Origin of the sequence: Streptomyces sp. SBT349 (assembly GCF_001083795.1) — a bacterium.
Taxonomy (GTDB): Bacteria; Actinomycetota; Actinomycetes; order Streptomycetales; family Streptomycetaceae; genus Streptomyces.
Genome location: NZ_LAVK01000053.1, coordinates 1 through 18,170, shown reverse-complemented (window position 1 = coordinate 18,170; position 18,170 = coordinate 1). Strand labels below are relative to the sequence as shown.

Sequence of the window (18,170 nt, the reverse complement as noted above, 5' to 3'; positions counted from 1 at the left end):
CGACCGGCGGGTCTTCGAGATCCGCGGCTCCCGGGGTGTCAACCAGTCGCGTCCGCGAGCGCGTCGAGCACGGCCAGCAGATCGGCCGCGGCGGTGTCCACGGCGGCCTGGTCCTCCGTCCCGATGGCCTCCTCCGCGGCGGTGACGGCGGCGTCCAGCGCGGCCAGGGCCTCCGGGACGTGCTGGTCGCGCTCGACCTCGGCCGCCCGGTCGAGCAGCAGTGCCACCAGAGTGGTGTCGACCATCAGGGCTCGCATCTGGACCTCCGCGAGATTCACCCGGCCGTCGTGGTCGTCGAGGATCCGGATGAGCGGATGGCTCACCGGTCGCTCCAGCGGCACGTCGTGCCAGCGGGCCTCGGTGACGCCCGCGACGGTGTGGAACGTCTCCCAGGTACGCCCGCCGTCGTTCGACCCCTGGAACACGGTGCCGTTGGCCCGCGCCGGATGGCCGGCGCGGGGATGGAAGCGCACCGCTTCGACGTGGACCGGCCCCAGGTCACCCGGGTCGACGGTGATCCAGCTGGTGGCCGCCGTCGTGTCCGTGAAGGTCGCGGTGTCCCCGTCGAACGCGCGCCAGGCGTTGTCCCGCGGAGTGCCGCCACCGCCCCACGGCGGCGTGGAGGCGAGCACCATCTCCTCGGTGACCGGGAACGGTTCGAGCAGGGTGTCGCGGGATTCCAGCAGGTCGTAGGCCGCGTAGAGGCGGTCCACCAGGGCGGGCACATCCGGCTCCGGCGCCGCCGCGCCGGCCTTGACCGCGGCCACCTCCTCGGCGAAGAGGACGTGGCTGCCGCGGGTGAAGGAGTCGGGCGTCACGGCCTCGGCCCGGGCGAGGGCGTCCGCGAGGGGTTCCGCGGTGACCGGGACGGAGCGCTCGGAGGTGCGGTGCCCGCCACCGGCGAGCCGCGCGACCACCCGGTAGAAGGCGTTCCCGCTGCGCAGCCGGTCGGTCGCGGTGGTGTCCCGCCCCTCCGCGACGCGTGCCCAGCCGCGCGGGTGGCGAGCGGGGTCGCGGTCCGCGGCGCGGGCGTCGTCGGTGCGGTACACCTCGAACCGCACCGCGTCCTTGGGCTTGTTCCAGGCGAGCGTGACCTGGTCGGCGTCGCGCCGGGCGTGGGGCAGCACCGCGCCGGGCGCCATGCGGTCCACGTCCACGGCGCCGAACGAGCCCGATCCGGCGGCGGCGACCCCGGCGTGCACGCTCTGCGCGAACGGCGTGAACAGCGCTCCCGCGTACTCCCAGTCGGCGCCGTTTGCCGAGGCGAAGGCCGTCACCAGCCCGGTCCCGGCGTCCCGCTGGAGGCGGAGCCACGGGTGGGAGACCCCGGTCATGCCCTCGGCGGGAACGGTGAGCGGGCTGCGCACCTCGTCCTGCCAGTCGTGACGGCTGTCCCGCGACCGGTTGGCCAGCACCAGGTCGCCATCCTCGTCGGCGCCGAAGTAGACGTACCGGTCGTAGCGGGTGTCCGCGTCGTTCGAGTCCCGCAGCATCACCCCGGTCGCCGGTCCCGCGTGGTCGTCGAGCCGCGCGGTGACGGTGCCCGTGCCGGTGAGCGGACGGCTGACGAAGTGCAGGGCGTCGTCGATGTCGCGGGTGTGGACCCTGTAGTCGTCCCCTTGCCCCAGGCCCGCTCCGTCGCCGCCGGAGATGGCGATCCCGTCGCGGGAGACCCGGGCCCGCCCGGCCGAGATGGAGCCGAGGCGGTCGTCGCGCCAGCCGGATCCGGCCAGCCGCCCGGAGACCGGATCGGTCAGCTCGGCCCCGGCACGGTAGGAGGCGTTGCCGGTGCCGTGCCGGTTCACCGGGGTGACGGTGTAGTAGTACGTGCGGCCGTTGCGCGCGTCCTCGTCCACCCAGTCGGTGGCGGTGACGCCGCGGGCGACGGTTCGGTAGTCGCCGTCCTCCCGGGTCGCGCGCCGAACGGTGTAGGACTCGGCCCCCGCGGACGGGTTCCAGCTCAGCGCGACCTCGCCGTCGCCGGGGACGGCCCGGGTGAAGTCGACGTTGGACGGTGTCCGCGCGGTGGCCGCACCGTCGAGTTCGAGCACGACCGCCGAGTTCGGCGCGAGGGTGACCGCGCCGTCGTGGACGCGTATGTCCTCGCCGGAGACCAGGTCGGGCACCCGCCCGCCGACGCCGTCCGGCAGCCGTACCCGGTGGGTGGTCTCGTTGCCGTGGACCTCGCGGGTGGTGTTGAACGCGAAGAAGTAGTCACCGTACCGGGCCGTCAGCAGGTCGGGATAGCCGGAGTAGGCGTGGTCGGCCTCGAAGTTCTCCCTCCGCACCTCGCCGACGCCCGGCTGGAGGATGATGGGCGCGATCTCCCCGGCCAGGGCCTGCGGGGCGTCGCCGCCGCCGGTCTGCTGGTCCTCCATGAAGTCGACGTCGATGTTGTCCATGCGGCCGTAGTAGTCCTCGTAGGGGAAGAGGCCCTCGGTCTCGATCTGCACGACCGCGTCGTGGTCGCCGCGCTGGACGTGGAGTCGGCCGTTGCCCGCGTAGCCGCGCTGACGCTCGTTGAGCGCGGCGAAGATGCGGGTGTCGCCGTCGCGCAGCGAGACGAACGCGTTGTCCACGTCCACCCAGGCGGACCGCTCCTGATCGGCCCGGTCCACGCCCAGCTCGGCCAGTTGCTCGTCCGTGTAGCGGCGGAAGTCCGTCTGTGGCAGCGCGACGCCCGCCAGCGCCTCGCCGTCGAACCGGTCGTAGGCGGCACGTCCGCCGGTGACATAGGCGTAGGTGTCGGCCAGCCTCAGGTCCTCGCGCCACTTCGCCCCGGTGTTGGTGGCGAAGTTGTTGAAGTACTGGTTGTCGGCGAGCTGTTGCTGCATGGATCCGACGGCCTCGGCGGCGTAGCGCCAGGAGTCGTCCCACTCCTCGCCCGTATAGTGCCCGGCGTTCTCCGCCATGTGCCGTTCGAGCGAGGCGTAGTGCATCGGCCGGTCGACGCTGGTGTAGGCGACCTTGCCGGGGAAGGCGGTGTTGCGCTCGTCGACGACCTGGTTCATGCGCATGACCCGGTCGCCGTTGGCGTCGGTGTCGCTGTAACGGGTCTGGGCTCTCGCGTGGAAGGTGCGCAGGGTGATGCGCAGGATCTCGTCGTTCAGCTCCTCGTCGCCCTCGTGGCCCCAGGTGCGGTGGAACCACTCGGGGAAGTAGTTGGTGGACTCGCCGTAGTTTCCGACGTAGCCGTTCTCCCGGGTGAGGCCCGCCGCCGTGATGGTGGAGTAGTGCTCGCCCAGCGGGAGGCGGCGGCGCACCGTGCCGTCCTCGTTCACGTCGCTCCTGGCCAGGCCCTTCATCACGATCTGCCGGTAGTCGTCGGTGTAGCGCGCGGTGCGGTCGTGCTGGAAGAGCGAGTGGAAGAGATCCAGGTCCTGCCCGTCGGGGCCCACGAGGACCTCCTCGCCGAGGAACGGCGCGATGCCGAGCGATTCGCGGACGATGCCGTGGCTGCGCTGTCTGCCCTCGTAGAAGCCGCTGCCGATGACCCGCAGGCCCTCATGGGCCTCCCAGGCGCCCTCGTAGGTGTACATCACCTGGTTGAAGATGTACGACAGCCGGGAGCGCGAGAAGTCGAAGTTCGCCTTAAGAACGCGCTCCCACGCCTCCCGGCGGGTCAGCTCCCCGCCCTCCCAGTCGGTGGAGGCCAGGGAGGTGTCACCGGCCTCCGTGCCGGTGTCGAACGGCTCGTCCAGGAACGCCTCGAACCGCTCCCTCCCGTAGACGTCCTCGTCCGCGATCAGGCCCTCCACGATGTAGAGCGCCTCGCCCAGGGCGCCGTAGTAGCCGCCCCAGTCGGACTGGTGGCCGCCGTTGCCCAGCAGCATCGTGTCGCCGTAGTAGTCGATGACATGGTTGTCGACGGTCTGGAAGATCCGCTCCAGCGCCGCCGCCTTCTCCTCCGGCGTCCGCGCGGGCGACCAGTCCGTCGTCAGCGCGGTGGCGTAGAAGCGCAGATCGTCCTTGTACCGCTCGATGCTGAGCCTGGCGGTGCCGGAGGCGTCGATCGCGGCCGACATCTCCTCGAAGTGGGCGACCTGTGTCCGCGCGTACGCGTCGACGAGCGCCCCTTCCTCCTCCGCCGGTAGGCCGGCCGCGACGTCGGTCGGCGGTTCGAACGCGGGCAGCGTCTCCCCCATGAGGTCGACCTCGGCTTCGGTGTGCGTGTACGCCCGGTAGAAGCCGCGCGACGGCGAGGTCAGGGGCGTCGCGAAGTCGTTGGCGAACGACGCCAGCGTGATCTCCACCTCCTGCTCGCCCCGGGTGACCGGCAACGGCAGCATCGTGGTCGCGAAGACGAACCGGCCGGGCGCCGGCGAGTCGTGCCCCGGGTTGATCGCCTCGTAGTCGCCCTGGCGCCGGTAGCCGACCTGCTCGCCGTTGGCGTAGAGGATCGTCTTCTCCGTGCTGGTGTCCCCGCCCCAGAACTTGACGGTCAGGTAGTTCTGCTCCCGCGGGTCGACGGCCATGGTGAACGTCAGGTCCGCTCCCCGCCGTTCCGGTGGGTCGAGCGGCTGGGCAATCCGGGCGGCCTCACCGGGCTCCCCGGTCTCCACGGTGGTGCCCGGCGCGTTCAGGCCGTGCGCGGCCTCGGACTCCTCGTCGCCGAAGACGAGCACGTCGAGGTTGCGGCCGCGGTCGGCGGGACGGGCGATGGCGGGCCCGGTGCCCACGGCGGTCAGCAGCCCCGCCACCATCGTCAGCAGGATGGTCACGATGAGCGTCGGCGAGTGGGCTCGGCGCTGGTCCGGGGGCCCCCACGCGGCTCTGTGCGGCATGCCCATGTCGCTCCTTCGAGCAGTACGGAGTGATAGCAAACGATTTCTAGCGGAGGACGGTACCGCCAGTTGTTGCCGGCGAGAACCTCCCCAACGCGGGAAATTTCCTGGGGCTTTCCGCCATGGTCCGCAGCCGGGGTCCGTCGGCCGAGCAGAGAACGTTGATCCCAAATACCGCGCTGGAACCGCCCCACATCCGTTGGAAAACTTTCCAATTCCGAGCGCGCCGGGGAGCGGGGGCAGGGCGGGGCCCCACGATGACGGCACGTGAACGCCCCCCACACCTCTGGAGGTACGTGCTCATGCAGGGACAGCATGTGCGCAACGCACCGAGCCGCCGCGGGATGCTCAAGGCCGCGGTCCTCGGCGCCGGCGCCGCGGTCGTCGCGGGAGCCGCGCACAGCGCGCTCGCCGCCGACTCGCCGACCGGGCCGACCCCGGGTGCCACGGGCGTGCGCCCGATGGCCTTCACCCACCCGGGGATGCTGCACGTCCAGGCGGACTTCGACCGGATGCGGAGTCGGGTCCAGGCCGGCACCCAACCCTGGCTCGCCGGCTGGAACCGGCTGACCGCCAACGGCCACTCCTCCGCCGGTTGGGCCCCGCGCCCGACGGCCACCATCATCCGCGGCGGCACCGGCCAGAACTACCCGCAGCTCTACAACGACATCCACGCGGCCTACCAGAACGCGCTGCGCTGGAAGATCAGCGGGGACGCCGCCCACGGCAACAAGGCGCGTGACATCCTCAACGCCTGGTCGGGCACCCTCACCACCGTCACCGGCAACGCCGACCGCTTCCTCGCCGCCGGCATCTACGGCTACCAGTTCGCCAACGCGGCCGAGATCATGCGCGGCTACTCCGGCTTCGACCTGGGGCGCTTCCAGTCGATGATGCGGAACGTCTTCTACCCGCTGTGCGACAACTTCCTGGTCAACCACAACGACGCCTGCATCACCAACTACTGGGCCAACTGGGACCTGTGCACCATGGCCGCGATCATGGCCATCGGTATCCTCAACGACGACCAGGCGCTGTTCGACCGGGCGGTGGACTACTTCCACAACGGAGAGGGCAACGGCTCCCTGCCCCACGCCGTGCCGTTCCTCCACGGCGCCAACCTCGCGCAGTGGCAGGAGAGCGGTCGGGACCAGGGCCACAGCATCATGGGGATCGGCCTCATGGGGACGATCTGCGAGATGGCCTGGAACCAGGGCGTCGACCTCTACGGCGCGGACGGCAACCGTTTCCTCAAGGCATGCGAGTACGTGGCCCAGTACAACCTCGGCAACGACGTGCCGTTCACCACCTACCGTTGGGGCAGTGGCCAGAACTGCGCGCAGCAGCAGCAGACCGTGGTCGGCGCGGGCGGCCGCGGCCAGGTCAGGCCGGTCTGGGAGCGCGTCTACCACCACTACTGGGGACGGCGGAACCTCAGCACGCCCAACGTCGCCGCCATCGCCCGGGCGAACAGCCCCGAGGGCGGCGGCGGGGACTACGGCACCACCAGCGGGGGCTTCGACGACCTCGGCTTCGGCACGCTGACACACGTCCGGCGCTGACGCGCACGCGCCGGCCCCCGGGTGGCCGGGGGCCGGCGGGCAGGCGGCGGCGTCGAGCCGGAGGTGGCGGGGGGAGCTGTGCGTGCGACACGGTGATCACTGGCTCGGTGTACCGCTGTCGTTCATGGGCGGAAGGCCCCCCTTCGCCGTCCCGCACCCGGCGACCGCGAACCCCGCGACGGGCCGAACGACCCGCAGGTGTGTGGGTCGAGGGGCACCTGCCGGATGCCGTCGCCGGCGAACGTTCACCAGCAGTCGCCGTCCTTCCGGGGCGTGCGCGGGTCCCGTTCAGTCCTTGGGCGGAGCCGTGCTGTTCCGGACGACGAGGGTGGTCGCGATCTCCAGTCCGAGCTGCGGCGCCTTCTCGCGACGGCCGAGGGCGAGCGCCAACTCGGTGGCCGCCACCGCCATCTCGGTCAGCGGCTGGTGGACCGTCGTCAACGGCGGATCCACCCAGGCCACGACCGGCAGGTCGTCGAAGCCGACCACGCTCACGTCCTCCGGCACGCTCAGCCCGATCTCCCGCGCGGCCTGGTAGACGCCCAGGGCCTGGAGGTCGTTCGCGGTGAAGATGGCGGTGGGCCGGTCGGGGCGGGTCAGCAGGGTGCGGGCGGCGGCGTAGCCGTCCTCGCGGGTCAGCGGGGCGCGGGCCACCAGGCCGGGGTCCGCCGCGATGCCGGCCTCCGCCAGGGCCGAGCCGTAGCCGGCCAGCCGCGCGTGGCAGCACAGCACCTGCTCGGGGCCGCTGATCATGGCGATGCGCCGGTGGCCCAACGCGACCAGGTGCCGCGTGGCCGCCTGGCCGCCGCGCCAGTTGGTGGCGCCCACGAACGGGACGTCGTCGGGGAGCTCGGTGGTCGGGTCGAAGACGACGAACGGGATGCCCTTCGCGGTCAGCTGCTCGCGCTCGGCCGCCGAGAGCTGCGCCACCGACAGCACGCAGTTCGGGCGGCGTCCGACCGTGTCGTCCATGGTCATGGGGGTCGAGTCGTGGAGGCCGAACTCGGAGACCATGACGCCGACCCGGCGCTCGCGCGCCACCCGCTCGACACCGCGGATGATCTCCACCGCCCACATGCTCTCCAGCTCGCGGAAGACGAGCTCCACGACGTTGTTGCGGGAGCCCGGCGGCTTGCGGTACCCGTGCTGGTTGATCAACTCCTCGACGCGGGCCCGGGTGTCGTCGGACACCCCCGACCTGCCGTTGATCACCTTCGACACGGTGGGCACCGACACGCCCGCCGACTCCGCGATGTACGCGATCGTCACCGGCCGCCGCGAGTCCCCTCCCGCGCTCGGCCCGTCCGCCGTCGATGCCCCCGATGCCCCCGATGCGTTCGATGGCCCTGATGCCGCCGACTGCTCGTCCGTCACGATCGCCCTCCCTCGTCCGACACGGGCGCCATTCTCGCACTCGGGCAGTCGGCAAGTCAGATACTTTCTCTGCTCGTTGGCGGAAAGTTTCTCACGAAAGCTATCGACAGACGGCGACCCCCGCACTAGCCTCACCGGAGCGGAGGGCTGGGAGACCCCACCGACATGTGGGGCTGGCGCGGCCTGTACCGCGAGGGCACCGGCGGTGACTTCCAGGCGTTCATCCCCGACAACCAGCTCTGCAGCGCCGGCCACACCTACAACGCCGAATTCGCGGCCATGGACACCCCGGGCCCCTGGTGGACCACCGAGGTCGGCGCCGACTTCACCGTGGACGTCTACGACCTGGCCCAGCACGGCGCCGACTACCTGCAGGTCTACGTCACCCAGCAGGGCTACGACGCCGAGACCGACGCCCTGGACTGGGGCGACCTGGAGATGGTCGCCGAGACCGGCCGCTACGGGCCCGCCGCGCACTACACGGTCGACGTCAGCGCGCCCGGCCGCTCCGGCCACCACGTCGTCTACACGATCTGGAAGGCCTCCCACGGCGACCAGATCTACTTCATGTGCAGCGACGTGACCTTCTGACCCGCTGGTCCGCCGACCACCCGCTCGACCGCGGTCCCGCCGGGCGACCGACGTCCTTCCACGTCGCCGGCGGGACCGCACCACCGCCACCCCCCGACGCCACCCGATCCACCGTGGCCGGTTCAGGGGCAGGCCGGTGGGTCGGCCATCGCACGCAGCTCCTCGGGCGTGCGCACCTCCTCGGGCGCGAGCACCCCCCGCTCGCACAGGCCGCGCGCGACCAGGCGCGCCACCTCGGCGGCGCCGCGCGGCCGGAGGCGGGTGTCGTCCCGGGCGCCGCGCGGGTGGTTGGGGTGCTCGCCGGGGGAGAGCCAGACGAAGGCGTCCTTGCTCCTCTCCGGCCCCAGCCGCTGCCACAGCGCGAGGCTCTCGGCCTGGATGTCCAGCAACGGGACGCCTTCCGCCGCCGCCACCTCGCGCACCACCCCCGGGTAGTCGCCGTGGGTGGCCAGGGCGCGGCCCTCGGCGTCGAAGTGGCGCCGTTCCACCGGCGTGAGCAGCACCGGGTGCGCGCCCCGGTCGCTCGCGGCCCGCACGTAACGCAGCAGGCCGTGCCGGTAGGTGCCGAACGGGTCGGTCAGCCGTGAGGGGTCCTCGGCCTTCTGGTCGTTGTGGCCGAACTGGATCAGCAGCAGGTCGCCGGGGAGCAGGTCCCGCAGGATCGGGTCGAGCCGGCGCTCCAGCAGGAAGCTGCGGGAACTGCGGCCGTCCGCGGCGTGGTTGGCCACGGCCAGGTCCGGGGCGAGGAAGCGGGGAAGTGCCGTGCCCCAGCCGGTCATCGGGGCGGCCGAGGCAGGCTTCGCGGCGGCGGTGGAGTCGCCCGCGAGGTACAGGGTGCGGCGCGCCGCCCGCTCGCCCCGGGCGGCCCGGCGCCGCGGCGGGGCCGGGGGGCGGCGGACGGCCCAGGGCGCGCCGAGTTCCGAGAAGAGGGAGAGGGTCGCGGCGCTGGCGTCCACCAGCGCCCCGACGCCGGGGATCACGCGGCGCGGCGCCGCCCCGCCCTGCTCGGTGTGCCAGGTCCCGGGCGCCAGGCGCGCCGGGTCCGGGGCCGTGCGGACCGCCTCGACGACGCGGGTGAAGGCGCCGCTGCGCTCCAGCGGGCTCACCAGCTCCTCGCCGTCCCGCACATGCGCGAGCAGGTTCTCCAGCAGGTCCCCGCGGGGATGCACGCGCTCCTCCGGCGCGTGGCCGGCGCGCTCCAGGCGGACCCGGTCCTCCGTGTACCACAGGACGAGGCGGCCCCGTTCACCGTGCACGACGACGTACGGCACGGCGTTGCGTTCGGCGCACAGGGTGGCGGCGACGGTGACGGTCGTCCCGCGCGTGGTCACCAGCCGCAGGCACGAGGTGTCGTCGGCCTCGATGTCGTGGGCCCGGTGGAGCTGGAGCTCCACCGTGGCGACGTCCTCGGCGCGGTCGCCGCCGTCGATCCGCAGCGCGGAGGCCACGGCGTGCGCCAGCGGGTTGGTCAGCACGCCGTCCACCACGTCCACCGGGCCCGCCGCGCCCGCCTCGTCCGGGCCCAGACGGCGCCGGCCGGCCCACGGCGCGCGGACGTAGTACCGGGCGTCGCGCACCCAGGCCCCGGCGGCGCCGATGCCGTGCGGCCGGCCGATGGCGCCGTCGGCCACCAGCTCCCGCACGGCGTCCAGGGCGCGGGAGCCGAAGGACTGGAAGCCGACCTGGCATGCCACTCCCGTCTCGCGCAGGGCGCCCGCCAGCGCGTGGAACCCGGCGAGCGTGGGCGTGGGCGGCTTCTCCAGGAGCAGGTGGGAGCCGGACCTGACGGCGGTGAGCGCGAGGTCCACATGCGTGTGGATGGGCGTGCAGACAACGGTGATCGCGGGGCGCCGCTCGTTGAGCAGGGCACCGAGGTCGGCGGACCACGCGGGCTCGCCGAGGCCGTCCAACTCGCCGTCGGCGGGCGCCCGCGGGTCGCAGACGCCGACCACGCGCACCCGGCCCTCCTCGGTGAGCCGCCGCAGGTTGGCACGGTGCCAGCCGCCGTAGCCGCGGATGCCGCAGAGAACGACGGGGACCGGCCCACCGGCCTTTCGGAGATCGGTCATGCGGACACTCCTCGGGGGAGACGGCGTCGGGCGGGGCGGCCCCGAAAGTGGCGTCGAGGGGGGTGTTCAGCGTGGTGTCGCTGTGCTTCCATCAACGTGGTATGCCAGATGCATGCCGCTCGAAAGAGTAGCAGCGCCCTCCGGGTCCGCCGAGTCGTCGCTCCGCGGCGCGCCTGCGTAAGGAGCCCCTCCCATGCGCCTGTTCCGCCCCCTCGTGGCCCTCGCCGGGGTGCTCACGGTCCTCCTCGTGCCGGCCGTCTCCCATCAGGCCGCCGCCGCGACCCCCGCGGCCCCGCCCGCGCCGGACCTCCAGCCGCGGGGGCTCGCCGACCCGGTCTGCGTGGACACCGCCCTGCGGCTGACCTTCGACGGCCCCGTACGGCTCGGCGACAGCGGCCAGTTGCAGGTGCATCACGCCGACGGGACGCTGGTCGACAACGTCGACCTCGCCGACCCCGGCACCTACCAGCGCAGCATCGGCGGCGCGCTGACGGACTACGGCGAGGTGCACCGCTGGTTCTACGAGCCGGTGGTGGTGGACGGCGGGACCGTCTCGGTCCACCTGCACTACGTCCTGGACCCGGGTCAGGAGTACTACGTCACCATGGACGAGGGCTTCGTCCGCGGCCGGGAGGGCATCGAGGACGCGGACACCTGGAGGTTCCGCACCCGGGAGGGCCCGGAGCCGGGGGCCTCGGAGCTGACGGTCGACCAGGCGGGCGGCGGCGACTTCTGTACCGTCCAGGGTGCCGTCGACTTCGTCCCCGAGGACAACACCGAGGACGTCCGCGTCGACGTGGCCCCCGGGATGTACCGCGAGATCGTCTACGTGCCGCAGACGAAGCCGCACCTCACGGTCGCCGGCGGCGGCGCCGGACGCACCGTGATCGGGTATCCGAACAACAGCGTGCTCAACGGTGACGCGGCCATGTCCGACGTGCCGGCCCGGCAGAGCTACTGCCCGCGCCGCGTGCTCCCGCAGCCCGACCGCTTCAACTGCTGGCGGGCGGCGTTCGGCGTGGACGCGGACGACTTCCGGCTGGAAGACCTCACCGTGCACAACCTGACGCCCGACGGCGGCTCCCAGGCGGAGGCGTTCCGCGGCAACGGCGACCGCCACGTCCTGGCGCGCGTCGCCGTGCTCAGCCACCAGGACAGCCTGCGGCTCCAGGGCCGGGCCTTCGTGACCGACAGCTATGTCGAGGGCGATGTCGACTTCGTGTGGGGCACCGGCGGCGTGTTCGTCCAGGACTCCGAGCTGCGCTCCCTGGACGTCGGCTACGTGACCCAGATACGCAACGCCCCGGACGGTCCCGGCAACGTGTTCGTGAACACCCGGCTGACCCGTGCCCCGTCGGTGCCCGACGGGTCCGTGCTGCTCGGCCGCATCGACGACCGTTTCCTCGGCAGCCAGGTCGCCTTCATCGACTCGGTCATGGACACCCATGTCGCCCCCGTGGGCTGGGGCCTGACGGGCGCCGACTGCGCCACGGCGGAGGGCCTGCGCTTCTGGGAGCACGGCAGCACGGACCTGGCCGGCGCCCCGGTGGACGTGGGCGAGCGGCTGCCCTGCTCCCGCCAGCTCGACGCGGCCGAGGCCGAGCGGTGGCGCGACCCCGCGACCCTGCTCGACGGCTGGGACCCGCGCCGGCCGTAGCCGGCCCGCCCCCGCCCCCGGATTCGGCCACCACGACCACGGCAGGAGAACGTTTCATGTCCCCGGTATCGCGCAGGGCGCTCATCGGCACATTCGGCACATTCGGCACGGCGGCGGCGTCCGCCGCCGCCTCACCCTCGGCGTCCGCCGCAACGCCCTCCGCCGCGGCGGCCCGGCCCGTTCCGGCGCGGCTCCCGTCGCGGCCCGTGGGTCCGGTCAACGCGGAGGTGGCCGCCGCCCACGGCATCGACTACAAGGCGCTGCCGCAGGAGGTGGTCGGCGTCGACTGCGAGGAGCTGATGACGGTGCGCACCGAGGAGGACACGCGCACCCTCCGGGCCGCCCTGGTCGCGGAGGTCTGGAAGTCCGCCGACGGCCTGCTGCCCAGTGCGCTGCCCGAGGTGGAGCGCGGCGTCGACGCCCCCGAACTGCCGGCGTTCGCGGGCGTGCGCCGCGTCGACCGACTCAGCGTGCGCATGCCGTTCGACCTCAGCTCGGTCGTCTTCCTGCTCCTGCCGCGCCACAGCGAGCACGGGCGGTTCGCGTTCTACCACAACGGCCACGGCGAGGAGCCCGGCACCATGACGCGCACCGCGCAGGCGCTGCTCGACGCGGGCTACGCGGTGCTGCTCTTCGCGATGCCGTTCTACCACTGGAATCCCAGGGAACTCCGGGATCCCCTCGATCCCACCCGCACCGTCACCGTCGAGTCGCACAACGACCTGGGGCCGTGGGAGACGCCGGAGTTCTCGACGCTGCGGTTCTTCCTGGAGCCGCCGGCCGTCGCGATGAACCACGTGCTGCGGGAGTACCGGCCGCCCTCGGTGCAGATGATCGGCCTGTCGGGCGGCGGCTGGGCCGCGACGGTCTACCCGGCCCTGGACCCGCGGGTGACGCGCAGCTATCCGGCCGCCGGGTCGCTGCCGTTCTTCCTGCGCTCCGCGCCGCCCAAGCCGAGCCCCACGACCGGCGACTGGGAGCAGCGCAGGGACCGGCACCCGGCGTTCTACGGGATCTCCGACTTCATGGACCTGTACGCCCTGGCCGCGGTGGGAGCACACCGCCGGCAGATGCAGATCCTCAACCGCTTCGACGAGTGCTGCTTCAACGCCGTCGGCCACCGCGGCTACGAGCCGGTGGTGCGGCATCGCGTCGAGGTCATCGGCAACGGGCACTGGGAACTGCTGGAGGACGCCACCCATGGGGACCACACCATCAGCCCCTTCGCCCTGTCCGTCGTCCTGTGGGACCTCGACGTGGCCTGCGGCGACCTGCCGTAGCCGGGCGGCCGACCGGGACGGCCCGGCGGCGCGGGGGTCAGCGCGGTCCTTCCTGGGGTTCGCCGTTGACCACCACGCCGCGCAGGGAGAGGCCGGTGACGGACTCCAGGAGGATGTCCTGAGCGGCCTCCTCGAAGGTCAGGCCGTCGAGCCGCACGTCGCGCACCGGGGCCTCCGGGCGGGCGCGGACCCGCACCGGGTACGCGCAGGGGCCGCCCAGGGACCAGCGCGCCGCGGAGAGCCGCGAGACCTGGGCGACGTGCTCGCCGCCGGTGCCGCCCGCGTACTGGAAGGTCACCTCGAACGGCACATACGTCCAGGCGGGCGCGTCGACGTCCGTGACCCGGATGTCGCGCACGTAACCGCCGCGGGTGGGCGTCGACTTGACGTTGAGGACCCAGCCCACCGAGTCCTCCTCCAGGTTCGGGTCGCGCGGCAGGCGCAGCCGGCGGGCGGTCACGTCGCAGACGCCGCCGCTCATCTCGCTGCCGATCGCCAGCGCGGCGCCGCCGCTGAGGTAGAGGCAGTCCTCGACGAGGATGTCGCGGGACGGGACGCCGACCCGCCAGCCGTCCTGGTCGCGGCCGGACTTGACGGCGATGCAGTCGTCGTGGGTGGCGAAGGTGACGCGGCGGATGGTGACGTTCTGACACGAGTCGGGGTTGCAGCCGTCGCTGTTGGGACCCAGGGACTCGATCCGCACGTCGCGGACGGTGATGTCCTGGCTCAGGACGGGATGGATGTTCCAGAACGGGGAGTTGCGCAGGGTGACGCCCTCGACGAGGACGTTCCGGCAGGAGTGCGGCTGGAGGAAGCTCGGCCGCAGGTAGTGCCCGTCGCCGAGGACCCGGTGCGCCACCGGGACGCCCTCCGCCCCCCACCGTTCCAGGTCGCCCCAGTCCGCGAGCTCGCTGGGCATGCCGGGCTCCCAGCCGTACTGCCCCGACCCCTTCCACGGCCACCAGTGCTCCGTGTCGCCCCCCGCGTCCAGGACGCCGCGGCCGGTGACGGCGATGTCGTGCTGCCGGTAGGCGTAGATCAGGGGGGAGTAGTTCCAGACCTCGACGCCCTGCCACCGCGTGAGCACCACGGGCAGGTAGGCCGCCGGATCGGTGCTGAAGAGCACCGTCGCGCCCTCGGCGACGTGCAGGTCGACGCCGCTTCGCAGGTGGATCGCGCCGGTGGCCCACGCGCCGGGCGGCACCAGCACGTGCCCGCCGCCGGCGGCGTGGCAGGCGTCCACCGCGGCCCGGATGGCGGCCGTGCAGTCATGGACGCCGTCGCCGACGGCGCCGTAGTCGGTGATCGGGAACCAGGCCGGGGGGAAACGTGGGGACGCGGTGGCCCCGGAGACCTCGGTGGCCGCGGAGGCGGCGCGGGCGCTCGCGGTGCCGACCAGGGGAACGGCGACGGCCGCCGCGGCACCCAGCCGCAGGACCTCTCTGCGTGCGGGAAGGCTCATGGCCTCGGCTTTCGGTGCGGGGGACAGGGAGAGGGACAGGAACAGGAACAGGGACACGCGCGGGAACGGTCAGGGAGCGGGTCAGGGAGCGGGCCAGGGACCTGGCTCACCGGCCGGGTGGGGCACGGGGCCGGGGTGCTCCCGGTGGTAGCGGGTCGCCTCGCCGGCGGCGTGTGCCGCGAACATCGGCCCCGCCGCGTCCGGTTCGCCCGCCCGCAGGGCCTCCAGGAGCTCGGCGTGGTATTCGGCCATCGCCCGCCAGTCGCCGGTGTAGCGCGGGTTCCCCAGCACGTGCAGGCCCCACATGCTGGACTCGATCATGCGCCAGAGGCGGGTCAGCGCCGAGTTCCCCGCGGCCTCGCAGACGTGCCGGTGGAAGGACATGTCGGCGTCCCGGAAGGCGCCGATGTCGCCCTCCTCGGCCGCCCGGCGCAGCCGTTCCACGTCGTCGGTGAGCAGCCGCAGGTGCTCGCCGTCCAGCTGCCCGCTCGCCCTGCGCGCCGCGTACTCCTCGAACATCACGCGGATGTCGCGGATGTCCTGCGCCTGCTGCTCGGAGACCTGGGCGACGTACGTGCCCCGGTGCGACCGGGAGATCACGAGCCCCTCGTGCGCGAGCCGCTGGATCGCCTCGCGGGCGGGGGCCTGGCTGGTGCCGACCCGGCGGGCGATGTGCGACTCGACGAGCCGCTGGCCGGGCAGCAGTTCGCCGCCGACGATCCAGCCGCGCAGCAGCGCGTAGACGTGGTCGGAGAGCAGCTGGCGGGGCAGCGGCGTGGCGAGGGCCTCGTCCCCGCCGCCGGCCGGGTCCGCGCCCGCCTCCGGCCACGCCCCCTCCCGTTCGCGCCGCTGCTCCTGCCAGATCCGGGCGACCGTGGACTGGGACAGACCGAGCGTCCGGGAGAGCGCGCGGGTGGAGGGCACGGGGTCGCCCCGGCGGGTCTGCTCGACCGCGTCGGCGATGCGGCTCTCCGCCACCTGCCGGCCGCCGCTGCGCGGGCGCCCGGACCGGGGAGCGTCGCTCAGCCCGGCGACCCCCCGGCTCAGGTAGCGCTCACGCCACTTGGCCACCGTCGCGGGGCTGACCTGGAGCCGCCTGGCGATCTCGGCGTTCGTCAGCCCCTCGGCGCAGGCCAGCACCATGCGGCTGCGCATGCGCAGGGCCTCGGGGGGTCGCGCGGACCACGCGCGCAGGGTCGCGCGGTCCTCCTCGCTCAGCTGCGGGAATTCCGGAAGGCGGGGATCGGTCACGGGTTCGGGTGTCTCCATGGTGCAGAAATTTATGACTCGCTCGGCGTGGAACGCACGGCCACCGTCATCAACTTTTCACTCCTGTCCTGTGCCTTGACGCCTGATTGACGTGAATCTATCAATTTATCGTTGCTCGATTATTGACCCACTAAACCATGATCGACCGAGTCGAGGAGGCAGTGATGAGCCCTGGGCAAGGAGGAGCGCAGCCCGCTCCGCCACGCGTCACCGCCACCGTTCCCGTCGGCGTGCCGCCCCTGTGGGCCGTCCTCCAGCGCAGGCTCTTCGACGCGCTGGACGAGTCCTGGCGCGCCTTCGCCCGGCGCTACTGCGCGCCCGACGGCAGCCTGCGCTACGAGGGCCCCCCGGCCGGCCGCGACGGGGCCGACGACTTCTACGAGGCGTTCTTCAACTGGCCGACGCTCTACCAGCTCGGCGGCGCCGACGATCTGCTGGACGCCGCCAAGCACCACTGGCGGGGCGTCACCGCCCAGCTGACCGAACGCGGCCATGTCGTGGACGAGTTCGAGCGGGGCTACGACTGGTTCCACCTCGGGGAGTCGATGCTGCTCTTCTACGGCATCTGCGCCGCCGACCCTGGCGACGAGCGGTTCGAGGCGCGCGCCCACCGCTTCGCCGAGCTGTACCTGCCGTCCTCCCCGACGGGGAACTACGACCCCGAGGCCGCCGTGATCCGCGCCCCGCACAACGGCGCCGGCGGGCCCCGCTACGGGATCAACGAGGAGTGGGCCTCCTACGGCACCGGCCTGGCCTCGATGCGGCCCTACGGACTGCCGCTGCGCGACCTGCCGGGCATCTGCGCGTGGGGTGACCTGGCCGACCCGGGGAACGCGGCCCGCATGGGCGCCGCCATGCGGGAACGGATCGGCCGCGGCGACGCCGCCGTCAACCTCGCCGTCACCAGCCTCGCCACCAACGCCTGGCTGTACGGCCACGACGACCGCTACCGCGACTGGGCGCTCGGCTACGTCGACGCCTGGCGCCGGCGCGCCGCGGAGTGCGGCGGCGTCCTGCCGGACAACGTGGGACCCTCCGGCCGCGTGGGGGAACTGCACGGGGGCCGCTGGTACGGCGGCAACTACGGCTGGACCTGGCCGCACGGCCTCTACAGCGTCGGCAACGCCGCCCTGATCGCCGCGGTCAACAGCGTGCTGCTGACCGGCCGCACCGACGGGCTCGACATCGGCCGCGGCCCGCTGGACCTCGTGGCCCGGCACGCGGTGACCGGCGCCGTCGCCGACACCGAGATGAGCATCCGCGACCGCTGGCACGCCGAACTCGGCGAGGACGCGGCCCGCCCCACCCTGCTGGTGCCCAACCGGTACGCCGACGGCGGCTGGTTCGACTACCAGCCACCCCAACTCGCCCTGCCCGTCTGGCTGTGGCAGGCCGGAGCGGAGGCCGAGGACATGGCGCGCATCGAGCGGCTGCGCGAGGCCAGCGGCTACGACTGGAGCGTGGTGCGCGGCTTCCGCAACAAGGAGGAGGCGGGGCACGAGGCGCCCTGGATCGCCTACCTGCGCGGCGAGAACCCGGACTACCCCACGGCCGCCCTCGGCGTCGCCCTCGCCCAGGTGGAGCGGCGCATGGCGCTGATCGCCGCCGACGCCGGCACCCCCGGCAGCCTGGACATCCACCACTGGCAACGCCACAACCCCGTGCTCACCGAGGCGTTGCTGCATCTGACCACCGGCACCCCTCAAGTCCTGTACAACGGCGGGCTGCTGCCGTTGCGCGTGGCCTACGAGGACGCGCTGCGCGGCAGGCCGGGGCTCCCCGCGGACGTCGCGGCCCTGGTCGACGCCATCGGACCCGACCGCACCCGCGTGCACCTGGTCCACACCGGCCTCACCGGCACCCGCCGGGTCGTGGTGCGCGCCGGGTCCTTCGGCGAGCACCGCATCGAGACCGTCCGCCTCGACACCCTCCGCGACGGCGACGGCGACGGACCCGGCTACCCCGGCGACCCCCGGGCGTACACCGCGCCCGAACCGGCCCTCGGCACCCGCGAACTGCCCGTCGGCGGCCCCCGGCTGGAGGTGGAGCTGCCCCCCGGCCGCCGCATCCGGCTCGAACTCCGCCTGACCCCCCGCGCCTACCGGGCGGCCCACCACCGCGC

The 18,170-nt window shown here is 73.1% G+C and carries 10 protein-coding genes; 5 read left to right on the top strand and 5 right to left on the bottom strand.

Annotated features, from left to right (window positions below; translation table 11 throughout):
• Window positions 1-38: 38 nt before the first annotated feature.
• Complete coding sequence (locus ADY01_RS09455) at window positions 39-4,784, bottom strand: Tat pathway signal protein (protein WP_159001068.1); 4,746 nt, start codon at window positions 4,782-4,784, stop codon at window positions 39-41.
• A gap of 302 nt (window positions 4,785-5,086) precedes the next feature.
• On the opposite strand from ADY01_RS09455, the gene ADY01_RS09450 reads away from it, so the two are divergent.
• On the top strand, window positions 5,087-6,346 hold the full coding sequence (locus tag ADY01_RS09450; RefSeq protein WP_049568931.1) for an alginate lyase family protein: 1,260 nt from the start codon (window positions 5,087-5,089) through the stop codon (window positions 6,344-6,346).
• Between the two features lie 288 nt (window positions 6,347-6,634).
• Here ADY01_RS09450 and ADY01_RS09445 read toward each other — a convergent pair whose 3' ends face one another.
• A complete protein-coding gene (locus tag ADY01_RS09445; protein WP_049568903.1) occupies window positions 6,635-7,615 on the bottom strand; it encodes a LacI family DNA-binding transcriptional regulator in 981 nt (326 codons plus the stop codon).
• Window positions 7,616-7,885: 270 nt separating this feature from the next.
• Here ADY01_RS09445 and ADY01_RS09440 point away from each other — a divergent pair, with 270 nt between their 5' ends.
• A complete protein-coding gene (locus ADY01_RS09440; RefSeq protein ID WP_078900138.1) occupies window positions 7,886-8,311 on the top strand; it encodes a lytic polysaccharide monooxygenase auxiliary activity family 9 protein in 426 nt (141 codons plus the stop codon).
• A gap of 122 nt (window positions 8,312-8,433) precedes the next feature.
• Here ADY01_RS09440 and ADY01_RS41520 read toward each other — a convergent pair whose 3' ends face one another.
• The gene (locus ADY01_RS41520) at window positions 8,434-10,380 is read right to left on the bottom strand and encodes a Gfo/Idh/MocA family oxidoreductase (RefSeq protein WP_063784174.1); all 1,947 of its coding nucleotides are present in this window, start codon (window positions 10,378-10,380) and stop codon (window positions 8,434-8,436) included.
• Window positions 10,381-10,573: 193 nt separating this feature from the next.
• Here ADY01_RS41520 and ADY01_RS09430 point away from each other — a divergent pair, with 193 nt between their 5' ends.
• Window positions 10,574-12,037 (top strand): pectinesterase family protein, encoded by a 1,464-nt coding sequence (locus ADY01_RS09430; protein ID WP_049568900.1) that lies wholly within the window; start codon window positions 10,574-10,576, stop codon window positions 12,035-12,037.
• A gap of 56 nt (window positions 12,038-12,093) precedes the next feature.
• The gene (locus ADY01_RS09425; RefSeq protein ID WP_049568897.1) at window positions 12,094-13,317 is read left to right on the top strand and encodes an alpha/beta hydrolase; all 1,224 of its coding nucleotides are present in this window, start codon (window positions 12,094-12,096) and stop codon (window positions 13,315-13,317) included.
• Between the two features lie 37 nt (window positions 13,318-13,354).
• Here ADY01_RS09425 and ADY01_RS09420 read toward each other — a convergent pair whose 3' ends face one another.
• Together ADY01_RS09420 and ADY01_RS09415 are read right to left on the bottom strand one after the other, a co-directional pair.
• The gene (locus tag ADY01_RS09420) at window positions 13,355-14,836 is read right to left on the bottom strand and encodes a glycoside hydrolase family 28 protein (protein WP_049568893.1); all 1,482 of its coding nucleotides are present in this window, start codon (window positions 14,834-14,836) and stop codon (window positions 13,355-13,357) included.
• Window positions 14,837-14,860: 24 nt separating this feature from the next.
• The gene (locus ADY01_RS09415; protein ID WP_049568889.1) at window positions 14,861-16,030 is read right to left on the bottom strand and encodes an FCD domain-containing protein; all 1,170 of its coding nucleotides are present in this window, start codon (window positions 16,028-16,030) and stop codon (window positions 14,861-14,863) included.
• Window positions 16,031-16,212: 182 nt separating this feature from the next.
• Here ADY01_RS09415 and ADY01_RS09410 point away from each other — a divergent pair.
• On the top strand, window positions 16,213-18,170 hold a 1,958-nt coding region (locus ADY01_RS09410; protein WP_159001066.1), incomplete at its 3' end, for a hypothetical protein.

Excerpts from the sequence above, each read along its gene's own strand:
- ADY01_RS09455 (WP_159001068.1), bottom strand. The coding sequence starts at position 4,784 with ATGCCGCACAGAGCCGCGTGGGGGCCCCCGGACCAGCGCCGAGCCCAC.
- ADY01_RS09450 (WP_049568931.1), top strand. The coding sequence starts at position 5,087 with ATGCAGGGACAGCATGTGCGCAACGCACCGAGCCGCCGCGGGATGCTC.
- ADY01_RS09440 (WP_078900138.1), top strand. The coding sequence starts at position 7,886 with ATGTGGGGCTGGCGCGGCCTGTACCGCGAGGGCACCGGCGGTGACTTC.
- ADY01_RS41520 (WP_063784174.1), bottom strand. The coding sequence starts at position 10,380 with ATGACCGATCTCCGAAAGGCCGGTGGGCCGGTCCCCGTCGTTCTCTGC.
- ADY01_RS09430 (WP_049568900.1), top strand. The coding sequence starts at position 10,574 with ATGCGCCTGTTCCGCCCCCTCGTGGCCCTCGCCGGGGTGCTCACGGTC.
- ADY01_RS09425 (WP_049568897.1), top strand. The coding sequence starts at position 12,094 with ATGTCCCCGGTATCGCGCAGGGCGCTCATCGGCACATTCGGCACATTC.